The organism is Lysobacter koreensis, assembly GCF_042677045.1.
In the GTDB taxonomy this organism is placed as follows: Bacteria; Pseudomonadota; Gammaproteobacteria; order Xanthomonadales; family Xanthomonadaceae; genus Lysobacter_K; species Lysobacter_K koreensis.
In genome coordinates this window covers 278,360-297,397 of record NZ_JBHTIH010000004.1, presented here as the reverse complement: position 1 = coordinate 297,397, position 19,038 = coordinate 278,360, and the positions used below count along the sequence as shown (strand labels likewise).

20 protein-coding genes are annotated in these 19,038 nt (G+C 69.4%); 5 read left to right on the top strand and 15 right to left on the bottom strand.

Features of this window, described 5'->3' with window-relative positions:
• Positions 1 to 36 precede the first annotated feature (36 nt).
• From ACFQZQ_RS11030 to ACFQZQ_RS11020, 3 genes are all read left to right on the top strand, one after another.
• Positions 37 to 2,859, top strand: coding sequence for a type VI secretion system Vgr family protein (locus tag ACFQZQ_RS11030; RefSeq protein WP_386812842.1), 2,823 nt, complete (start codon positions 37 to 39; stop codon positions 2,857 to 2,859).
• Positions 2,852 to 3,574, top strand: a complete 723-nt coding sequence (locus ACFQZQ_RS11025; RefSeq protein WP_386812841.1) for a hypothetical protein — start codon at positions 2,852 to 2,854, stop codon at positions 3,572 to 3,574. The genes ACFQZQ_RS11030 and ACFQZQ_RS11025 overlap by 8 nt, the downstream gene beginning before the upstream one ends.
• 68 nt (positions 3,575 to 3,642) lie before the next feature.
• Complete coding sequence (locus tag ACFQZQ_RS11020) at positions 3,643 to 3,999, top strand: hypothetical protein (RefSeq protein WP_386812840.1); 357 nt, start codon at positions 3,643 to 3,645, stop codon at positions 3,997 to 3,999.
• Between the two features lie 553 nt (positions 4,000 to 4,552).
• Here the strand turns inward: ACFQZQ_RS11020 and ACFQZQ_RS11015 are convergent.
• The 5 genes from ACFQZQ_RS11015 to glnA all read right to left on the bottom strand — a co-directional run bounded on the left by ACFQZQ_RS11015 (position 4,553) and on the right by glnA (position 10,102).
• Positions 4,553 to 5,716 carry a glutathionylspermidine synthase family protein gene (locus tag ACFQZQ_RS11015; protein ID WP_386812839.1) on the bottom strand — a complete coding sequence of 388 codons (1,164 nt, stop codon included), beginning with the start codon at positions 5,714 to 5,716 and terminating at the stop codon, positions 4,553 to 4,555.
• Position 5,717: 1 nt separating this feature from the next.
• Positions 5,718 to 6,299, bottom strand: a complete 582-nt coding sequence (locus tag ACFQZQ_RS11010) for a DUF1190 domain-containing protein (protein WP_386812838.1) — start codon at positions 6,297 to 6,299, stop codon at positions 5,718 to 5,720.
• 9 nt (positions 6,300 to 6,308) lie between these two features.
• Positions 6,309 to 6,716, bottom strand: a complete 408-nt coding sequence (locus ACFQZQ_RS11005; RefSeq protein ID WP_386812837.1) for a DUF350 domain-containing protein — start codon at positions 6,714 to 6,716, stop codon at positions 6,309 to 6,311.
• Positions 6,717 to 6,783: 67 nt separating this feature from the next.
• Complete coding sequence (locus ACFQZQ_RS11000; RefSeq protein WP_386812836.1) at positions 6,784 to 8,070, bottom strand: ammonium transporter; 1,287 nt, start codon at positions 8,068 to 8,070, stop codon at positions 6,784 to 6,786.
• A 622-nt stretch (positions 8,071 to 8,692) separates the two neighbouring features.
• Positions 8,693 to 10,102, bottom strand: coding sequence for a type I glutamate--ammonia ligase (glnA, locus tag ACFQZQ_RS10995; RefSeq protein WP_386812835.1), 1,410 nt, complete (start codon positions 10,100 to 10,102; stop codon positions 8,693 to 8,695).
• Between the two features lie 208 nt (positions 10,103 to 10,310).
• On the opposite strand from glnA, the gene ACFQZQ_RS10990 reads away from it, so the two are divergent.
• Positions 10,311 to 11,165, top strand: coding sequence for an undecaprenyl-diphosphate phosphatase (locus ACFQZQ_RS10990; protein WP_386812834.1), 855 nt, complete (start codon positions 10,311 to 10,313; stop codon positions 11,163 to 11,165).
• On the opposite strand, the gene ACFQZQ_RS10985 is transcribed toward ACFQZQ_RS10990, so the two are convergent.
• Positions 11,111 to 11,512 (bottom strand): winged helix-turn-helix transcriptional regulator, encoded by a 402-nt coding sequence (locus ACFQZQ_RS10985; protein WP_386812833.1) that lies wholly within the window; start codon positions 11,510 to 11,512, stop codon positions 11,111 to 11,113. The two genes, ACFQZQ_RS10990 and ACFQZQ_RS10985, sit on opposite strands and share 55 nt — an antisense overlap.
• A gap of 113 nt (positions 11,513 to 11,625) precedes the next feature.
• Here ACFQZQ_RS10985 and ACFQZQ_RS10980 point away from each other — a divergent pair, with 113 nt between their 5' ends.
• Complete coding sequence (locus ACFQZQ_RS10980; RefSeq protein ID WP_386812832.1) at positions 11,626 to 11,865, top strand: hypothetical protein; 240 nt, start codon at positions 11,626 to 11,628, stop codon at positions 11,863 to 11,865.
• Positions 11,866 to 11,877: 12 nt separating this feature from the next.
• On the opposite strand, the gene ACFQZQ_RS10975 is transcribed toward ACFQZQ_RS10980, so the two are convergent.
• The 9 genes from ACFQZQ_RS10975 to ACFQZQ_RS10935 form a co-directional block, all read right to left on the bottom strand.
• Entirely contained in the window at positions 11,878 to 12,255 is a 378-nt protein-coding gene (locus ACFQZQ_RS10975; RefSeq protein WP_386812831.1) for a YkvA family protein, read from the bottom strand.
• Between the two features lie 7 nt (positions 12,256 to 12,262).
• Positions 12,263 to 12,892 (bottom strand): YbhB/YbcL family Raf kinase inhibitor-like protein, encoded by a 630-nt coding sequence (locus ACFQZQ_RS10970; protein WP_386812830.1) that lies wholly within the window; start codon positions 12,890 to 12,892, stop codon positions 12,263 to 12,265.
• Positions 12,893 to 13,098: 206 nt separating this feature from the next.
• Complete coding sequence (locus ACFQZQ_RS10965) at positions 13,099 to 15,174, bottom strand: tetratricopeptide repeat protein (RefSeq protein WP_386812829.1); 2,076 nt, start codon at positions 15,172 to 15,174, stop codon at positions 13,099 to 13,101.
• Positions 15,175 to 15,278: 104 nt separating this feature from the next.
• Positions 15,279 to 16,271 (bottom strand): YheT family hydrolase, encoded by a 993-nt coding sequence (locus ACFQZQ_RS10960; protein WP_386812922.1) that lies wholly within the window; start codon positions 16,269 to 16,271, stop codon positions 15,279 to 15,281.
• 256 nt (positions 16,272 to 16,527) lie between these two features.
• Complete coding sequence (locus ACFQZQ_RS10955) at positions 16,528 to 17,334, bottom strand: lysophospholipid acyltransferase family protein (protein ID WP_386812828.1); 807 nt, start codon at positions 17,332 to 17,334, stop codon at positions 16,528 to 16,530.
• Between the two features lie 148 nt (positions 17,335 to 17,482).
• Positions 17,483 to 17,935, bottom strand: a complete 453-nt coding sequence (locus ACFQZQ_RS10950; protein WP_386812827.1) for a hotdog fold thioesterase — start codon at positions 17,933 to 17,935, stop codon at positions 17,483 to 17,485.
• 172 nt (positions 17,936 to 18,107) lie between these two features.
• Positions 18,108 to 18,299 carry a hypothetical protein gene (locus tag ACFQZQ_RS10945; RefSeq protein WP_386812826.1) on the bottom strand — a complete coding sequence of 64 codons (192 nt, stop codon included), beginning with the start codon at positions 18,297 to 18,299 and terminating at the stop codon, positions 18,108 to 18,110.
• Between the two features lie 60 nt (positions 18,300 to 18,359).
• The gene (locus tag ACFQZQ_RS10940) at positions 18,360 to 18,548 is read right to left on the bottom strand and encodes a hypothetical protein (RefSeq protein ID WP_386812825.1); all 189 of its coding nucleotides are present in this window, start codon (positions 18,546 to 18,548) and stop codon (positions 18,360 to 18,362) included.
• 60 nt (positions 18,549 to 18,608) lie between these two features.
• On the bottom strand, positions 18,609 to 18,797 hold the full coding sequence (locus ACFQZQ_RS10935) for a hypothetical protein (RefSeq protein ID WP_386812824.1): 189 nt from the start codon (positions 18,795 to 18,797) through the stop codon (positions 18,609 to 18,611).
• Between the last annotated feature and the right edge of the window lie 241 nt (positions 18,798 to 19,038).

Genomic DNA, 19,038 nt, shown 5'->3' with positions numbered 1-19,038 from the left:
CGCAGCGCTTCATTCTTCAATGGGATCGGTATGGATATGGATATCCAGTCACTCGCCCGCCACGCCGGCGACTGGCTAGGGCGACTCTCCCCCAAGGAGACTTCCTTCGGGGCGTCGCAACACGCACGCCTGATCGAGATCGACACCGCGCTGCCCGGCGCGTTCGTGGTCGAACGCTTCGCCGGTCGCGAGGCGGTGTGCGCGCCGTTCGAGTTCACGATCGACTGCCTGTCGGCATCGGCGTTCCTCGACGTGCGGGCGTTGATCGGCCAGCCGATCGCCTTGCGCCTGCGCCAGGCAACGGGTGCGCAGCGCCAGTGGCACGGCCACTGCACCCAGCTCGCACCGCTGGGCAGTGACGGTGGGCTGGCCCGCTACCGGCTGACGATGGCGCCGTGGACCGCGTTCCTGGCCCTACGCCGCAACGCGCTGATCTTCCAGGACCTCGATGCGCTCGGCGTGCTCGAGCGGGTCTTCGCCGACTACCCGCAGGCCGCGTTCCGCTTCGACGCGGGCCAGGCGCTGACGACACCCGCGATCACCACCCAGTACCGCGAGAGCGACTGGGACTTCGTGGTGCGGCTGCTCGCCGACGCCGGACTGGCGTGGCGCTTCGAACACGCCCAGACCGACGAACCCAGGTCCCCCGGGGGGACTTCCTTCGGGGCGCACACGCTGGTGGTGTTCGACCGCGCGGCGCAGCTTCCCGCCGCGACCCCAGACACCCTGCGCTTCCACCGCAGCGATGCGACCGAGTCGCTCGATGCGATCACCCAGTTCGGCGAGCAACGCCAGGCCACGGTCGATGCATTCACGACCGCGAGCTGGATGCCCGAGCAGGTCGAAGCGCTCTCGGCCACCAGCGAAGCCGATCCCGCCAGCCCGCACCTGCCATTGCGCGAGGCCTACCGCGTGCCGCGCGCCGGCCGCTTCGCGCAGCGCGAGCACGCGCAGCTGACGGCCGAACTGCGGCTGGATGCATTGCGCCTGCCGCAACGCCTGCACGCCGGCTCCGGCAACGGCCGCGGCCTCGACGCCGGCGTGGTGTTCACCCTGAGCCAGCATCCGGATCTGTCGGGACAAGCCTTCGTGCCGCTGGCCGTCGAGCACCTGGCCGCCAACAACCTGGGCAGCGGCATCGTCGAACTGCTCGACGACGCTGGCCTCGAGCACGGCAGCTACCGCAACCGCTTCCTCGCCGTGCCGCAAGGCACCCCGATCGTGCCGATGCCCGGCCGCAAGCCGCATATCGCCGGCGCCCAGACCGCGCGCGTGGTCGGCCTGCCCGACGCGGCCAACACGTCCAACCGCGACCATCAGGTGCGAATCCAGTTTGCCTGGCAGCGCGGCGCGCAGCCGCATGCCGGCGGGTTGAGCGAGAGCGGCTCCAGCGCGCACCCGGACGGCCACGCGCCGGGCAACGAGACCAGCGGCACATGGGTGCGCGTGGCCGAGTGGCTGGCCGGGCCGAATTGGGGTTCGCACGCGCTGCCGCGGATCGGCAGCGAGGTGCTGGTCGAGTTCCTGCACGCCGACATCGACCAGCCGCTGGTCACCGGCCAGCTGTACAACGGCGAGGTCGCGCCGCCGTTTGCGCTCGGCGATGCCAGCAACCACCTGGGCACGCTCTCGGGCCTGCACACCCAGTCGCTCGACGGCGGCGGCCAGCAGCAATGGCTGCTCGACGACGCCCCCGGCCAGCTGCGCCAGCGGCTGCACACCACGCTGGCCGACAGCCGGCTGGAACTGGGCTACCTGGTCGAGCACGGCAACGGCCACCGCGGCAACCTGCGCGGCCAAGGTTTCGACCTGGCGACGCTGGGCTGGGGCAACCTGCGCGCCGGCGCCGGCGTGCTGGTCTCGAGCACCGCCAGGGCGAATGCAAGCTCGACCCAGTTCGACGTCGCCGAAGCCGTGTCGCAACTGCAGGCCGCCGCGCAGACCGCGCAAGCGCTCAGCGACGCCGCCGGCCAGCACCACGTCGCGCCACTGAGTGCCAACGCGCAGCAGACGCAGTTCATCACCATGCTCGACGTCGAGCAGGACGGCAAATACGCCGGCGCCGTCAACGGCCAAGCCACGACCAAGCCCAGCGGCGGCAAGCGCGACGGTGCACAAGGAGGTGCGAGCGCCGCGGGCGCAGGAGGCGCAGGCGCGGCCAGCGGCGATCCGGTCGAACGCTTCGCCCGGCCGCTGCTGCTGGTCGAAGGTCCGGACCGCATTGCCTTGGCCACGCCCAAGAGCGCACTCGCCTACGCCGGCGGCAACGTCCACCTGACCGCGCAGCAAGACCTCCACCTCGTCGCCGGCGAGACCTATGCGGCCGTCAGCGGCGCGCACGTCGCCCTGTTCGCCCAGCAAGGCCCGATCCGCACCATCGCCGCCAACGGCCCGGTCAGCCTGCAGGCCCACGTCGGCCCGCTGGAATTGCTGGCCGACCAAAGCGTCACCATCACCGCCACCGACGAGCGCATCGACGTGCTGGCGAGCAAGAAGATCGTGCTGCAGGCGGGGCAGACCCAGGTCACTCTCGAAGGCGGCAACATCACGTTTGCGTGCCCCGGGAATTTCACGGTCAAGGCCAGTGAGAACCCGTTTTTGAGCGGGGCTAGGGATGCGGCGATCTTGGCCAAATTGCCGGATACGCGCATCAAACGATTCGATCAGCAGTTCCAGTTGATCAACGAACTGACGGGGGAGCCTGTCGAAGGCATGCCATACAAGCTGCTACTTGCATCGGGAGACGAGTACTTCGGCAGCACCGACCATGAAGGCAAAACGCTGCGCGTTGGTTCTGTGGCGAGCGAAGAAGCCAAAGTCGTATGGGGCGAAACACAAGCGGGAGCGTCCAATGCCTAAGCCCACAACGAAGGCGCAAACGGTCGCTCCGCAGAATAGCGTTGTGCGAGCGGCGCTCAAGCCAGATTCGGAGCTCGAGATCATTATAGGCGGGCCGTATACGCGACAAGGAGTCGAGCACAAGTATGGGCACACCGCGCTGAGGATAAAGACACCTCGCACCGAACATACCTATGACTTCGGGCGTTATGGAAGAATCTACCCAGAGTCGCTGGGTTTTGGCATCGACCTTGATGGCGAAGACAGTCCGCGCGGCGAAGGTATTCTCAATATTTGGGCTAATTTCGGGGCGTACATCGCTTCCGAGAATCAAACCGGGCGCACGTCCTGGGGATATCAGTACGCGATATTCGAAGCCCAAGCCAATCGGACCATCGCCTACTTCGACAAGATGATCGCTGGATCCAACCCTTTAAAAACAACTGCCAGCTACAAACGATACAAAATTTCGACAGACTATTTTGCGCTCGGCCCCAATTGCACGACGCTGAGCATTGATGGCGCGAAGCAAGCGATTCCTAGAGTCGTTGAAGGGTCCGAAAAGCACATTCGACCCGAGGATGTCCTGTCCACTTTGGTGTCGACCGCGATGAAGGCAAAGTACGGAACACCTAAACGCTTGTTCCTACCAGCAAATCTGCGAACCTACTATGGTTCAAACGACGTAAGGATCCGGGTGGATAAACGCAAGACCTACCAAGCGGGTGCAAGATGAGTGTTCGATCCTTCACCTACGTTTGTTCAATGGCACTCGCCATGGCCGGGTGCACACAGGATGCCAAAATGGACAAAGTCCACGTTCTAAAGACTCCGCTTTACATAGGCTCGGAAACCTACCCCAGCCCCTACATGATTCCTGCCGGAACCACGCTCTATTACGACGGATCACTGTCGGAAGGCACATCGCGCTACAGAATTTATATCAACGTCAAGCCGGGACTTAATGAAGAAAGCAACGTTGATGGCTCGATTGCCCCCATATCGGCCGACCCGGTTTCCAAGGATGACATTCTCGAGTTTGTTAAAGGGGTTAGATTTAGCGCCGAAGAGGTCATGGAAATTCTTAGAAACGGCAACTTTTCAGCCGCCGAGAGGGCTGAGATTGAGCGTTATTTAAAGGCAACCAGGGAACAGAAATAGCCCCACTCTGCCATGTGGCTATAGAATTTTCTCCGTGTAATCATCTACAGGCCAGTTGCCGGCTGGATCAAGATAGTGGCGGGGAAGTGACCGCATCGAGATGCAGGGCGCGCGCTGGGCGATTTCGATTTTGTCTATGGCGCTTGTTGCCTCGTGTTCGTGAGGATCCGCCACGCTCGATCGCTTGGCCGTCAACTCCCAGCAATTCGTGCGGGGCGAGTTCGACAGAAGGGTGCAGGCTGAAGCGTTCAGAGGCGGTCTGCGCAGCGCGCTAAGGACCCTGGGCACTACGATCGAGTTCAACCTCGATACTGACTCGACGTAAGGCGTCCCGATCTCGATCTACTCGGACCGTGCTGGGCGCGTTCCGCTGTACCACGGGAAGTTCGTTGGTGCTGTCGAGGTATTTCCGAGCGACGAACTCTTTCAGGCCAAGGGTCTGGACAACCTCCACTTCAAGTTCTTCGATGCGCAGTCATCGTTTATCGCCGCTTCCATGCGCGGTCTTCGCTCGTGTTCAAAGTGGCTGCCCCGAGCAACCGGAAGAGTGGATCTACCCCACGATCACATGCGGCACGAAGCACGACGTGTCGCGCGTGATCGGTCCCGCGTCCTCGCGCAGGCCCATGCCGACGGCCTGGTCGGCGACCACCCAGCTGCCGACCAGCGGGTAGCGGCCGGCGAACTGCGGCAACGGGTGGTGCGCCTGCAGAATCGCGGGGCCGGTGTAGGGGCCGTCGGAGGCGTGGCGCTCGCCGTGTTGGGTGACGATCTCGATGTTGGAGCCTTCGCGCGAGTGCAGGGGCTTGCGCACCCAGCCGCGCGGGAGGTCGCCGCCGGCGGCGTCGAAGCGCGCCTCGAGCAGGTTCGGGTGGCCGCGGTGGCGGTCCCACAGCAGCGGCAGGATGCCCTTGTTGCTGAGCACCGCCTTCCACGCTGGCTCTACCAGTTGGATGCGCTCGCCGCGCAGCTGCGCGCCGAAGCTGTCCTCCATCAGGAACTCCACCGGGTACAGCTTGAACAGGGTGCGGATCACGTAGTCCTGGGCGTCGGTGAACCAGCCCTCGGCGCTCAGGCCGATGTCCTCGATGGCGACGAAGCGGGTGTCGATGCCGACCTGTTCGGCGCAGTCCTGCAGGTAGCGCACGGTGCCGCGGTCCTCGGCCGACCCGCGCACGCACGAGAAGTGCATCGGCGACGCCAGCCGCTGCGTGCTGGCGAGCGTGGCCAGGGTTTCGCACAGCGCTTCCTGGATGCGGTTGTACTGGTCGGCGCCGGCCGGCAGCTGGCCCGCGGCGAGCTGCTGCTCCAGCCACAGCCACTGGAAGTACGCCGCTTCGTACAGCGCGGTCGGGGTGTCGTAGTTGAACTCGTAGAGCTTGGCCGGGCCGTGGCCGTCGTAGGCCAGGTCCATGCGGCCGTACAGGTGCGGTTCGTCGCGCTGCCAGGAGTCGCGGATCCAGTCCCAGTGCGTGGCCGGGATCGCGAGCTGGGTCAGCAGCGATTCGGAACCGACCACCTCGCCAACCAGGTCCATCGCCATCGCATGCAGCGATTCGGTGGCGGCCTCGATGTCGTCTTCCACCTGGCGCAGGGTGAACGCGTAGTACGCCGACTCGTCCCAGTACGGCGCGCCGTCGATGGTGTGGAACTCGAAACCGTGCTGCTCGGCCTGGTCGCGCCAGTCCGCGCGCGGGGCGATGGCGATGCGCTGCACGTCAGGCGCCGCGGCCGCCGGTGAACGCGCCGCGCGCGCCGAAGCCGCCGCGCGACACGGTGATTGCGCGGCCGGGCGCGGGCAACGCGCCGCGCTTGCCGAACACGGTGCCGCTGCTCTTGGCCACGGCGTCGCCGCGGGCGTTGTGGAACTCGCCGCCGGCGCGGGTGCGGTACAGCGGTGCGGCGCCGGTGTAGGTGGCAGGGTTGGCGGGGCCGGGCGCCATGCCGCGGCCGCCCATGCTGCCCATCAGGTAGCCGATCAGGAAGCCGCTCATCGGCGGCATGTACGCGGTGCGCTGGCCTTGCGGCGTTTCTTCTTCGGCACCTTGTTGTGGGGCCGGCGTGCACTGGCCGAACTCGGCTTCGCAGTCGGCCTGGCTCTCGTAGCGCGGCGCGCTGGTGGCGTGCGCGGCCAGCGCCTCGTTGTGCGCGGTCTCGCATTGCGCGGGCGTCATCCAGCCGCCGGCCTGGCATTCGGCGACGGTCTGCACGACGGTGCCGGTCGGTTCGGGCTGGCAGGCGGTGAGGGCGACCGGCACGGCGGCCATCAGCACGAGCTTCATGTGGCGGGAGCGTTTCATCGGCAAGCCTCAGGGGGTCATCGCGGCGGCGTTCATCAGGCCGATGGCGATGGATGCCGCGGCCAGGAAGGTGCCGGCGGCGGTGTCGCCGGCCTCGATCTTGCGCGAGATGTTCGGCACGAACAGGTGCGACACGCCGTAGGCGATCAGCTGGAACACCACCGCGACCGCGCCCCACGCCAGCGCGTCGAGCAGGCTGACCGCGTGCGTGATCACGCTGCTGACCGGCAATGCCACGCCGATCGCGGCGCCGCCGAACGCGATCGCCGCGGCGCTATTACCGGTGCGGATCAGCCTGAACTCGCCGTGGCGGGTGACCAGCGCGTACACCGCCAGCGCGATCGCCCACACGGCGATGCCGGTCAGCAGGTAGGCGACGAAGCTGCCCAGGGCGTGCGGGGTGATCACGAAGCTCATGCGCGGGGGTCCGGGGTCGGGAGCGAACCGCGAGTGTGCCGCATGTCGGCGGCGAGGGTGGGCCGCGTCAGATCTCGTACGCCGATTCGCCGTGGGCGCTGATGTCGAGGCCTTCGCGTTCGGCCTCGTGGTCGACGCGCAGGCCGAACACCGCGCGCGCGATGAAGAACGCGAGCAGCGCGGCGATGCCGGACCACGCCACCGTCAGGCCCACGCCCAGCGCCTGCACGCCCAGCTGCGCGGCCCAGGCGAAATCGGCGGCGCCGCTGCCGCCCAGCGCGGGCGCGGTGAACACCGCAGTCAGCAGCGCGCCGACGATGCCGCACACGCCGTGGATGCCGAACACGTCGAGACTGTCGTCGGCGCGCAGGCGACGCTTGAGCGCGTTGACGCCCCAGAAGCCGGCGATGCCACCGAGCGCGCCGATCAGCAGCGCGCCGCCGACGCCGACCGTGCCGCAGGCCGGGGTGATGGTGACCAGGCCCGACACCGCGCCCGACGCGGCGCCGAGCATCGAGGCGCGGCCGCGGAAGCGCGCTTCGACCGCGCTCCACGCCAGCACCGCCGCCGACGCGGCGACCAGCGTGTTGAGGAACGCGAGCGCGGCAATGCCGCTCGCCTCGAGCGCGGAACCGGCGTTGAAGCCGAACCAGCCGACCCACAGCAGTGCGGCGCCGGTCATCGTCAGCGGCAGGCTGTGCGGCGACAGCCGCTCGCGGCCGAAGCCGATCCGCGGGCCGAGCATCCACGCCCCGACCAGGCCGGCGACGCCGGCGTTGATGTGAACCACGGTGCCGCCGGCAAAATCCAGCGCGCCGAGCTTGAACAGCAGGCCTTCGCTCGCCCACACCATGTGCGCCAGCGGCAGGTAGGCCAAGGTGAACCACAGCACGGTGAAAAGCAGCACCGCGGCGAACTTGGCGCGCTCGGCGATCGCGCCGACCACCAGCGCGCAGCTGATCGCGGCGAACGCGCCCTGGAACGCGACGTAGGCCAGTTCCGGGATCTGCGCTCCCGCGCTGAAGGTGTCGACCGCGGAGTCGACGCCGACGCCGTGCAGGAACGCTTTACCGAGGCCGCCGATCAGCGCGTTGCCGCCGTCGAACGCGAGGCTGTAGCCGTAGGCGACCCACAGCACGAACGCGAGCGCGGCCACCACCAGCACCTGCATCAGCACCGACAGGATGTTCTTGGCACGCACCAGGCCGCCGTAGAACAGCGCCAGGCCGGGCACGATCATCAGCACCACCAGCGCGGTGGCGACCAGCATCCAGGCGGTGTCGCCCTTGTCGATGGTGGACGGGGCGGCGTGGGCGAGGGCGGTGAATGACGTGAGCGCGGCGAGCAGGGGCACGCGCGCGATTTGCGCACGGGAGGTGTGCCGAGATGATTGCCGCTGCCGTCGCTTGCCGTGCATGCCCGCCCCCGTGGTCGTTGGAGGCATCGCCGCGGGCGACGCCTCGCCGTTGTCGTGTTCGACGCAGGCCGGCGTGGCGCCGGCGTGCTTGCTCGTTTCTACTTTTTTCTTTTCGCTTTTCGCTTTTTGCTGTTTGGTACTTGGCTGTTGCCCCTCCCCTTGCGCACAGCGCAGGGGGAGGTTGGGAGGGGGTGCTGTTGATCTGTTCTGCACGAAAGCGCGAAGAGCACCCCTCCCCAGCCCTCCCCTGCTTCGCAAGGGAGGGGGCAAAACCGGCCTGCTCGCGTAGACCGGGGTGTTGCTTTTTGCTTTTTGCTTTTTGCTTTTTGCTTTTTGCTTTTTGCTTTTTGCCCCTCCCCTTGCGCGCAGCGCAGGGGGAGGTTGGGAGGGGGTGCTTCTGATTTGGATTCTGCGTCGCGGTCGAACAGCACCCCTCCCCAGCCCGTCCGGCCCGCAGGCATAGCCTGCGGGCGTTCGTCGGACCGCAAGCCAATGGCTTGCGAGCGGCCCTCCTCACCCCCTTCGCTACGCGAAAGGGAGGGAGCAAAGTCCAACGCCGCTAGATCGCGTAGTACATCTGGTACTCGAGCGGGTGGGTCGCGCCACGGAACGCGGTGACTTCCTTCATCTTCAAGGTGATGTACGCGTCGATGAAGTCGTCGGTGAACACGCCCCCGGCCTTGAGGAAGTCACGGTCCTTGTCGAGTTCTTCCAGCGCCTGGTCGAGCGAATGGCACACGGTTGGGATGCCCTTCTCCTCTTCCGGCGGCAGGTCGTACAGGTCCTTGTCGGACGGCGCGCCCGGGTCGATCTGGTTCTTGATGCCGTCCAGGCCGGCCATCATCAGCGCGGCGAAAATCAGGTAGCCGGAGTTCATCGGATCCGGGAAGCGGATCTCGATGCGGCGCGCCTTCGGGTTGGCGACGTACGGGATACGGCAGCTCGCCGAACGGTTCGAGGCCGAGTACGCCAGCATCACCGGCGCCTCGTAGCCGGGCACCAGGCGCTTGTAGCTGTTGGTGGTCGAGTTGGCGAACGCGTTGATCGCACGCGCGTGCTTGAAGATGCCGCCGATGTACCACAGCGCCATCTGCGACAGGCCGCCGTAGCCGTCGCCGGTGAACAGGTTGGTGCCGCCCTTGGCGAGGCTCTGGTGCACGTGCATGCCGCTGCCGTTGTCGCCGACCAGCGGCTTGGGCATGAAAGTCGCGGTCTTGCCGTTGCGGTGGGCGACGTTCTTGATGATGTACTTCATCGTCAGCAGTTCGTCGCCCTTCTTCACCAGCGAGTTGAACTTGGTGCCGATCTCGCACTGGCCGGCGTTGGCGACTTCGTGGTGGTGCACTTCGACTTCGATGCCGACCGCTTCGAGGGTCTTGCACATCTCGGCGCGGATGTCGTGCAGCGAGTCCAGCGGCGCGACCGGGAAGTAGCCGCCCTTCACGCCCGGGCGGTAGCCGGTGTTGCCGCCGTCGTATTCCTTCCCCGAGTTCCACGCCGCTTCTTCCGAGTCGACGTGGAAGAAAGTGTGGCCCATCTCGTTCGCGTAGCGGACCGAGTCGAAGATGAAGAATTCCGGCTCCGGGCCGAAGAACGCCTGATCGGCAATCCCGCTGGACTTGAGGTAGGCCTCGGCGCGCTTGGCAATGCCGCGCGGGTCGCGCGAGTAGGCCTGCATGGTCGCCGGGTCGAGGATGTCGCAGGTCAGCACCAGGGTCGGGTCGGCGGTGAACGGGTCGAGGAACGCGGTCGACGCGTCCGGCAGCAGCACCATGTCGGACTGGTGGATGCCCTTCCAGCCGGCGATCGAGGAGCCGTCGAACATCTTGCCGTCCTCGAACAGGCCCGGCTCGATGATCGACTTGGGGAAGGTCACGTGGTGCTGCACGCCGCGCATGTCGGCGAAGCGCAGGTCGACGAACTCGACCTTGTGGTCCTTGATCATTTTTTCGACGTGTTCGAGCGACATGGGGCAGCCTCGGCGGGAATGGATGGCTTAAGCAAAGCAATGGCCGTGCCAACGTTGGTTGGCTTCCAAGCCGTTGATTCTTCTAGCACCGCCTCGGCTCGGCCGGGCATTTAGCACCATCTCGGCGCGTCCCGGCGGGCCGATGCACCTAGATGGTGCGCGCGACGGTTCGGCTATGCTGGCGCGCCTTTCCCCGCCGACCCCGCGCATGACCGACCTGCTCGCCGCCCTCCTGCTCGGCATCATCGAAGGCATCACCGAGTTCCTGCCGATCTCGAGCACCGGCCACCTGCTGCTCGCCGAACGCTGGCTCGGGCACCGCTCCGACCTGTTCAACATCGCGATCCAGGCCGGCGCCATCGGCGCGGTGGTGCTGATCTACCGCAAGCGGCTATGGGGCATGTTGGTCGCGTTCTTCGGTTACGACGCGCCCTCCGAGTACGACCCGCTCGGCATCAGCGCCACACCAGCGCAATCGCGCGATTACGCGTTCAAATTGGCCGCCGCGTTCGGGGTGACCGCCGCGCTCGGGCTGCTGGTCAAGGCGCTGGGCTGGGAGTTGTCGGCAGAGGTTGCACCGATCGCGTGGGCGCTGGTGCTCGGCGGCATCTGGATGATCGCGGCCGAGCATTTCGCGGCCAAGCGCGCGGCGACCCTGGGGGAACGTGCGGCGATCACCTGGACGGTGGCGATCCTGGTCGGGATCGCGCAGGTGGTGGCCGGCGTGTTTCCCGGCACCTCGCGCTCGGCGGCGACGATCTTCGTGGCGCTGCTGGCTGGCACCACCAACCGCGCGGCGGCGACCGAGTTCGCGTTCCTGGTCGGCATCCCGACCATGTTCGCGGCGACCGCGTACGAGCTGTTCGACATCCACGGCACGCCCGAGGCCGCGCACGAGGACTGGGCCGCGCTCGCGGTCGCGTTCCTCGCTTCGGCGGTGACCGCGTTCGTCGCGGTGAAGTGGCTGCTGCACTACATCCAGAGCCACCGCTTCACCGCATTCGCGGTCTACCGCTTCGTGCTGGGCGCGGCGCTGCTGCTGCTGGTGCCGGCCGGCGACTGAATCGCGCGGCTGTCGCGCTGACGCCCGCGGTCGAGCTCGCGGATCTGCCCGACCAGCGCCAGCAGCGCCTGGCCAAACGCAGTCAGGGTGTACTCGGTGCGTGGCGGGACCTCGGGGTAGCGGTGCTGCTCGATCAAGCCGTAGTGACCGAGTTTTCGCAGGCGTTCGTTGAGCACCTTGGTAGACAGCCCGGGGATATGCCGCACCAGTTCACCCGGCCGGCGCACGCCGTCGTGCAGCGCCAGCAGCACGCTCACCGACCACTTGCAGCCGATCACGTCCTCCAGGCAGCGGTAGACGCGTTGCGTGGGGTCGGCGGCGATATCTCTTTTCGCCAACGATTTCATCGATCGTCACCGTTTTGTGCCTGGGGTACCGCGCGGTGCGTGCTGGCGCGGCGGCGGTGCGCGTGGCCTGATAGCGGTGCCGCCAGTGCGCGGCGCTGCATGGGAGTGCTGCGATGAAGACGCCTGCCACGTTCTACCACGCCGGTTGCTCGGTCTGCGTCGAGGCCGAGCGGCAGGTCGCGCAAGCGCTCGACCCGGCGCGCTACGAGGTCGAGGTCGTGCACCTGGGCGAGCAGTCCGGGCGCATCGACGAGGCGGCGCGCGCCGGGGTCAAGTCGGTGCCCGCGCTGGTCATCGGCGGCGCCCCGTTCCACATCAATTTCGGCGCCGAGTTGTCGGCGTTGCGCGGCTGAGCGACCGCGTCGTCAGCCCTGCCAGGGTCGCCACAGCCACCAGCCCACGGCGGCGAGCAGCAGCAGCCAGATCGCGGCGATCACGATCGCGGCGGCGACGCTGACCGGGCGCACGGCGACGCGTTCGGCGCGCAGCCGCGCGTCGGCAAGGATCGCCGGCGGGGTCAGCTTCACCACCAATGCGACCCCGAGCGGCACCAGCACCAGGTCGTCGAGGTAGCCCAGCACCGGGATGAAGTCCGGGATCAGATCGATCGGGCTCAGCGCGTAGGCGGCGATTCCCAGCGCCAGCAGCCGCACCGGCCAGGGCAGGCGCGGGTCGCGCGCGGCGAAGTACACCGTCAGCGCCTCGCGCTTCAGGTGGTGCAGGCGCGCGCGCCAGCCGGCCACGTGGGCGTCAGCCCTTGACGCCCGGGTGCAGCGAGTAGGTCGCGTAGACCAGTGCTTCGGCGAGCACGTGGCCCTGCATCGCGCGCAGCACGTCGGCGGCGGTGAAGCGGTCGGGCAGTTCGAGGGTGGCGACATCCAGCGCGAACAGGCGGAAGAAGTAGCGGTGCAGGCGCAGGTCGTTGGGCGGCGGGAACGGGCCGTCGTAGCCGCGCCAGTCGCCGGCCATCGCCGCGTCGGCGGCGAACCAGCCGGTGTAGTCGTTGAGGCCCTGGCGGCTGCCGGCCGGACCGGCGGGCGCCGGCTTGCCGTGCGGCACCACGCCGTCGCTGCAGCTGCCGGCCGGGATCTCGCGCAGGTCGGCAGGGAGGTCGGCCATCGCCCAGTGGATGAAGTCGGTGCGCGGCTGGTCGGCCGGGATCTCGACGCCGGGCTGGCCGACCATCTCGGCCACCGTCGGCACGTCGGGGTCGATGCACAGCAGCGCGAACGAGCGCGTGCCCGCGGGCACGCCGTCCCAGGCCAGGTGTGGGTTGCGGTTGAGCGCGAAGCCGACGCCGCCGTCGGGGCTGGCTTGGCCGGCGGCGAACTGCGCCGGCAGGCGCTGGCCGTGTTCGAAACTGTCGCTGCGGATGCGCATGGGGTCTCCTGATTCGTGTTCGACCCCTCCCTTTGCGCGTCAGCGCAGGGGGAGGCTGGGAGGGGGTGCTGTTGATTTTGATTCTGCGTCGCGGTCGAACAGCACCCCTCCCCAGCCCTCCCCGTCGCTACGCGAAATGGAGGGGGCAATATCCAAGCACTCCTCCGTGATCCATTCGCTGTGCGAAAGGGAGGGGGCAAAGAACCTTAACCCTCGGAATACCCCAGCCGCTGCGCCACCGGGGTCAGCAGCGCGAACGCCGCGGCCAGCGGCTGCGCGAACGCGCGCCAGTGCCCGGGCGCGAAGCGCTGCGGACCGAACGCGCCCTCGGGCAGCGCCGGGATCCGGGTGTCCAGCGCGTCGCCGAGCGCCTGCGCGATCGCGATCGGGTCGTCGGCGATCGCGTCGAGCCGGACCAGGCGATGCGGGAACAGGTCCTGCTCGTGCAGCGCGGCGATCTGGTTGAGCACGGTCGCCATCCAGCGCGCGCCGGCTTCGGGCGATTCCAGCGCCAGCGGCACCGGGCCGCCGTACGCGAGCCAGTCGAGCAGCATGTCGCGCGGGTCGCGCAACGCGATCATCAGCACCGCTTCGGGCAGGTACGGGCGCAGCGCCAGCAGCAGCGCGTTGTCCCACCACAGCAGCCAGTCGAAGACGTTGCCGTCGGCGATCCCGCGCGCCGGCAGCGTCGCGCGCCACTGGTTCACCAGGAAGCTGCCGTCGAGCGCGTCGCTGGCCAGCTCGGCCGGGGTCGGGTAGCGCTGCAACGGGTCTTGCGGTGGCTGCGCGCCGAAGCGGTCGGCGCGCAACGGGCCGCCGCCGGCCTCGAAGGTCAGCGCGATTCGCTCGACCAGCGAGCCCGGCGCGCCCCACAGCAGCAGCACGCCCGGGGCCGGCTCCGGCAGCGGCGCCAGTTCCGGCCATTCGCTGCGCGGCGCGGTCGCCTCGAGCAGGGGCAGGCGCTGGTCGACGACTTCGGCATGCAGCTCGGCCCAGGTCGCCGCGGCCGCGTCGGGCTGGCCGGCGATGTCGAACGAGCGGCCGAGCAGCTGCCGCAGCATGCGCTTGACGCCGTCGTCCTCGGCGCGCGCGAGCAGGCTTTCCACGCGCGCGATCGCGGCTTCGGGTTCGCGCTGCAGCAGCGCGTCGATCAGGCGCAGTTCGGCCTGGGTGTGGCCGGGCTGCAACTCGGTGATGCGGGCCGAGACCGCCTCGGACTGCGCGCTCTCGCCGGCGTGGTCGTGGATCGTCGATTGCGCCTCCAGCGCGGGCACGAAATCGGGCATCGCCTCAAGCCAGCGCGCGACCACCGCGCGCGCCTCGTCGCCGGCGAACGGTTCGAACAGCAGGCGCGCGCGCCACAGGTCGGCGGACTGCGGGTGCGTGGCGAGCGTGGCGTCGAGCGTCGTACGTGCCTCGTCGAGCGCGCCCAGCCGCTGCCAGGCCTCGATCAGCGCCATCAGCGTGCGGCGGTCGTGCGGGGCGGCGTCGAACGCCGCGCGCAGGCGCGGCAGCGCGCGCTCGTTGCGGCCGGCCTCGAGTTCGAGCTCGCCGACCAGGCGCTGCAGCGCCGGGGTCGCGTCGGCCTCGTCGAGCAGCGGCGCGAGTTCATCGGCGGCCTCGGCCGGGCGGCCCTGGCGGCGGACGATGTCGGCCACCAGCGCGCGCAACGGGCGCGACGCCGGATTGCCTTCGAGCATGCCGCGGAACGCCTGCTCGGCGAACGCGAAGTGGCCCTTGGCGAGATAGGCGAAGCCCAAAGCGTGGCGCAGTGTCGGCTCGTCGGCGCCGCCGCGTTCGGCCGCGCCGCTGAGGATCGCCAGCGCGCGGTCGGCGTCGCCGCGACGCAGCGCGAGGGTGCCTTCGAGCGCGGCGACCTGCGGGTGCTCCGGGGCGATGCGCGAGGCGGTGCGGGCGAGGCGCTCGGCCTCGTCGAGGTCGCCGCGACCGAGCGCGAGCTGGCCCTGGACGATGTAGGCCGGGAACTGGTTCGGGTCCAGGCCGATGCTGCGCGCGAGCGCGGCCTGGGCGTCATCGAGCTGGCGCTCCTGCAGCAGCAGGCCGGCGCGCTCAAGGTGCAGGTTGGCGTCGTCCGGGGCCAGGCCGATCGCGTGGTCGATCGCGGCCAGCGCGCCGTCGCGGTCCCCGCCCAGGCGCAGGGCGGCGGCCAGCAGGCGCTGCGAGGTCGGGTCGTGCGGCTGCGCGGTCACCGCCTCGCGGGCGGCAGACAGGGCTTCGGCGGCGGCGCCGCGGCGCAGCGCGTCGATGATGGGTTCGTACATGGACGGCTCGGGAAGTAGGAGGATTTGGGACGAAAGAGGCCGATTGTAGCGGCTGGGGTCGGCGGCGCCGCGCGGCGGCCCTCGCCGGCCGGCGTGGCGTTCGCTCAGGCCGCGGCCGCGGTGTCGTCCAGCCGTTGCGCGATCCAGCGTTCGGCGAAGCCGTCCAGGCGCGCGTTCTCCAGGAAGCTGCAGTGCCCGCCCCAGGGCGCGATCTCGAGCCGCGCCGAATCCGGCAGCCGCAGCGCGTGGAAGCCGTCGACCGGGATCACCGGGTCGTCGGCCGCCATCAGGATGCTGGCCGGCGTTCGCAACGCCGCCAGCCGTTCGCCGGCGACCGAGTAGCCGTCGAAGTAGCGGTCCAGACTGCCGAAGTCGGTGTGGCGCTCGACCATCCACTGGGTCAGCGGGCGCATCCGCAGCCCGAGCGTGCGGTCGTCGAACGCGTGCTGCTGCGGGAACAGCGCCCGCTTCCGCGCCAGCGACTCGCGCCATTTGCGCTCGAAGTACCACAGGTACAGTGGGAAGCCGTGCTCCATCGCGTCCATGGTGCGCGCCGGGTCCAGCACCGGGCAGACCGCGGCGACGTGCGCCAGCGGCAGGCCCGCGGCCGGCGCGTGCAGCGCCAGGCGCAGTGCGAAGTTGCCGCCCAGCGAGTAGCCGGCGACCGACAGCGGCCGCAGCGGGAAGCGGCGGGCGACGTCGCAGGCGGCGTGCACGACCTCGTCGATGCGGTTGGAGTGGAACAGGCCTTCGTTGAGGTGGTGGGTGCCGCCGTGGTCGCGGAAGTTGAGGCGGAACACCTCGAAGCCGCGCGCCAGCAGCTGCGCCGCGGTCAGGCGCATGTAGCTCGAATCGACGCTGCCCTCCCAGCCGTGCAGCAGCAGCACCAGCCCGCGCGGCTCGACCCCGGGCACGGCGCTGTGCAGGCCCTGCAGGCGCACGCCGTCGCCGCCGTCGACCAGGTGCGGCGTGGTGACCGCGCCGGACGCCGCCAGCCGGCGTTCGCCATGCCGGCGGCGCTGCGGGCTGGAGCCGAGCACCGACTGCACGTGCGCGTTGTGCAGCCAGCGCGGCGGCCGGTAATCGGCCGCGGTCAGCGAACCGGTGTCGATCCCGGCGAGCGCGGCGCGGCGCGCGAGCGGCACGCGCTCGTCGTCGTAGCCCAGCTCCTGGGTGCCGATCACCGCGTCGAACTCCGCCAGCCCGGTGGGCGGTGGCTGGCAACGTTCGGCATGCGGGTTGGACATGGGCTTCCCGGGACAGTGAGGGCCTTGTCTGGGCTAACGCAAGACCGCGCCGCGGCGAGCCACGGCTGCAGGGCGTGGTCGGCGCCGCCGCCGCGGCCGGCGCGGTTCAAAGGCCCATCGCCTCGACGATACGCTGGCGCGCGAGGTCGGCGATGCGGCGCCGGCCGTCGGTCTCGCCGGGGCCGATCGGCGCGAGGAAATGCACCTCTGCCAGCCGCGCCGGCTCGCCGAGCAGGCGCAGAAAATTGCCGAGGAAGCCCTCGCGCGGGCCGAACGCGACCACCCGCTGCGCGTCGCCGTGGGCGCCGTAGCGCAGCGCCACCGGTTGCACCGGCACGCCGGCCTCGACCGCGGCCAGGAAGATGCGGGCGTGGAACGGGCCGACCTCGCTGCCGCCGCGGGTGCCGCCCTCGGGGAACACCCCGACCGAGCGCCCGCCGCGCAGCCGCGCCAGCATCTCGTGCAGCACCCCGCCGAGCGACTCGGTGTTGCCGCGGTGGTGGAAGATCGTCTCGCCGCGCGCCGCCAGCCAGCCGATCAGCGGCCAGTTGGAGATCTCGCGCTTGGCGACGAAGCCCATCATGCGCTGGCTGTGCAGCAGCGAGATGTCGATCCAGCTGACGTGGTTGGCGACGAACATGGTCGCGCCCGGCAACGGCGTGCCGACCCGGCGCAGGCGGAACCCGAACACCCGCAGCAGGCCGGCCGACCAGGCGCGGATCACGCGGTGCTCGAGGCTCTCGTCGCCAACGCGCAGGCGCGCGGTCAGCGGCGTGAGCAGCAGCAGCGTCAGCGGCAGGTGCACCAGCAGGTGCCACAGCAGCAGCGGCACGCGGTAGAGGTAACGCAGGGCGCGCGCGGCCGGCGCAGCGGACGGCGCGGCGGCGCCGGCGGGGGGAATCGGCGCATTCATTGCGCGCAACGATAGCAGTGGCGGGGGGAAAGGCGGGAACGGGGAACAGGAACAGCGGGGGAAAGGCGGGAACGGGGAACAGGGAAACAAAGCGACGCGCACCCGCCGTTGCTTCCCGGTTCCGTGTTCCCTGTTCCCCGCTCCCGCTTTAGTCCCCGCTGCGCGCGATCACCGCCAGGGTCAGCCGCGAGACGCAGGCCAGGCGGCCGCGCTCGTCCTCGATGCGGATTTCCCAGACCTGGGTGCTGGCGCCGACGTGCAGTGGCCGCGCGGTGCCGGTCACCAGGCCGCTGCGCACGCCACGCAGGTGGTTGGCGTTGATCTCGATCCCGACCACGCCCTTGCCGGCCGGCACGCACATGCCGCCGGCGCTGCTGCCCAGGGTCTCGGCGAGCAGCACCGAGGCGCCGCCGTGCAACAGGCCGTAAGGCTGCAGCGTGCGCGCATCGACCGGCATGGTGGCGCGCAGGTAGTCGGGGCCGATCTCGGTGAAGACGATGCCCAGCGGCTGCATCGCGGTCCCGGCGGAAAGCGCGTTGAGGTCGGCGACGGTGGTGGTGCCGCGCAACAGCGGCGCGGCGGGGGTGGCGGATGGGTTCATCGGGCCACGATAGCGGAGGCGCTCGGGTGGCGGCCAGCGCGTTGCGGGGTGAGGCGGGCCGCTTGCAAGCCATCGGCTCGCGGTCCGGCGAACCCCCGAAGGCTGCGCCTGAGGGCCGGGGCACGGTCGCGACGCCAAGGCGGGCGGCGACTGCGAGCCCCGGCTCGCCGCGTCATGCGCAGCGGAAACGCGGTTGGGCCCAGTCGCTGACGTAGCGGCGCTGGCTGGCGTAGCCACTGCTGTTGCCGTAGCCGATGCCGAAGTCGCGCTCGCGGTGGACATGGCGGGTCGGGATCGCGACGACATTCGCGGACTTGGCGGAGGCGGTCGGGTTCAGGGTCGGCAGGGAGAGGTCGGCGTTCATGGCGGGATCCTGGGGGGACGGGTCGCGGGGTAAGGCGGGGTAGCCAGGTCGGCCAGCGGTTCAGGCGAACTTGAAACGCGGCGGCGCCCACTGGCTGACGTACTTGCGGTCGCTGGCGTAGCCGCTGCTGTTGCCGTAGCCGACGCCGAAATCGCGGGCGCGGTGGACATGGCGGGCGGGCATGGTGACGACGTTCGCGGGCTGGGCGGAGGCGGGGGTCGGGGCCGGCAGGGAGATGGTGGCGTTCATGGCGGGATCCTGGGGGGACGGGTCGCGGGGTGAGGCGGGGTAGCGGGGTCGGTCGGTGGATCAGGCGAACTTGAAGCGCGGCGGCGCCCACTGGCTGACGTATTTGCGGTCGCTGGCGTAGCCGCTGCTGTTGCCGTAGCCGACGCCGAAGTCGCGGGCGCGGTGGACATGGCGGGTGGGCATCGGGATGGCGGCGGCGGAGGCGGCGTTCACGGTGGACGGGGTCGGGAGGGTGCGGGTGGCGTTCATGGCGGTCTCTCTGGCGGGGGGTGTGACTTGGTGTGTTGGTAAAGTACAACACCAGATCGATTCCGCCATGGGCCGGAAGTCACCCCACCGAAGACCTAGGCAAAACGGGTCGCATCGGGGCGGCCGCAGCCGGAATACCCCTCTACAGATGGGTTTCAGGGGCGGTGGGTTGCCATGACCGACGACAGGGGGTGAAGCGGCACGCTGGCGAACCAAGGATTCGCTGCCGCTGAACGCCCGG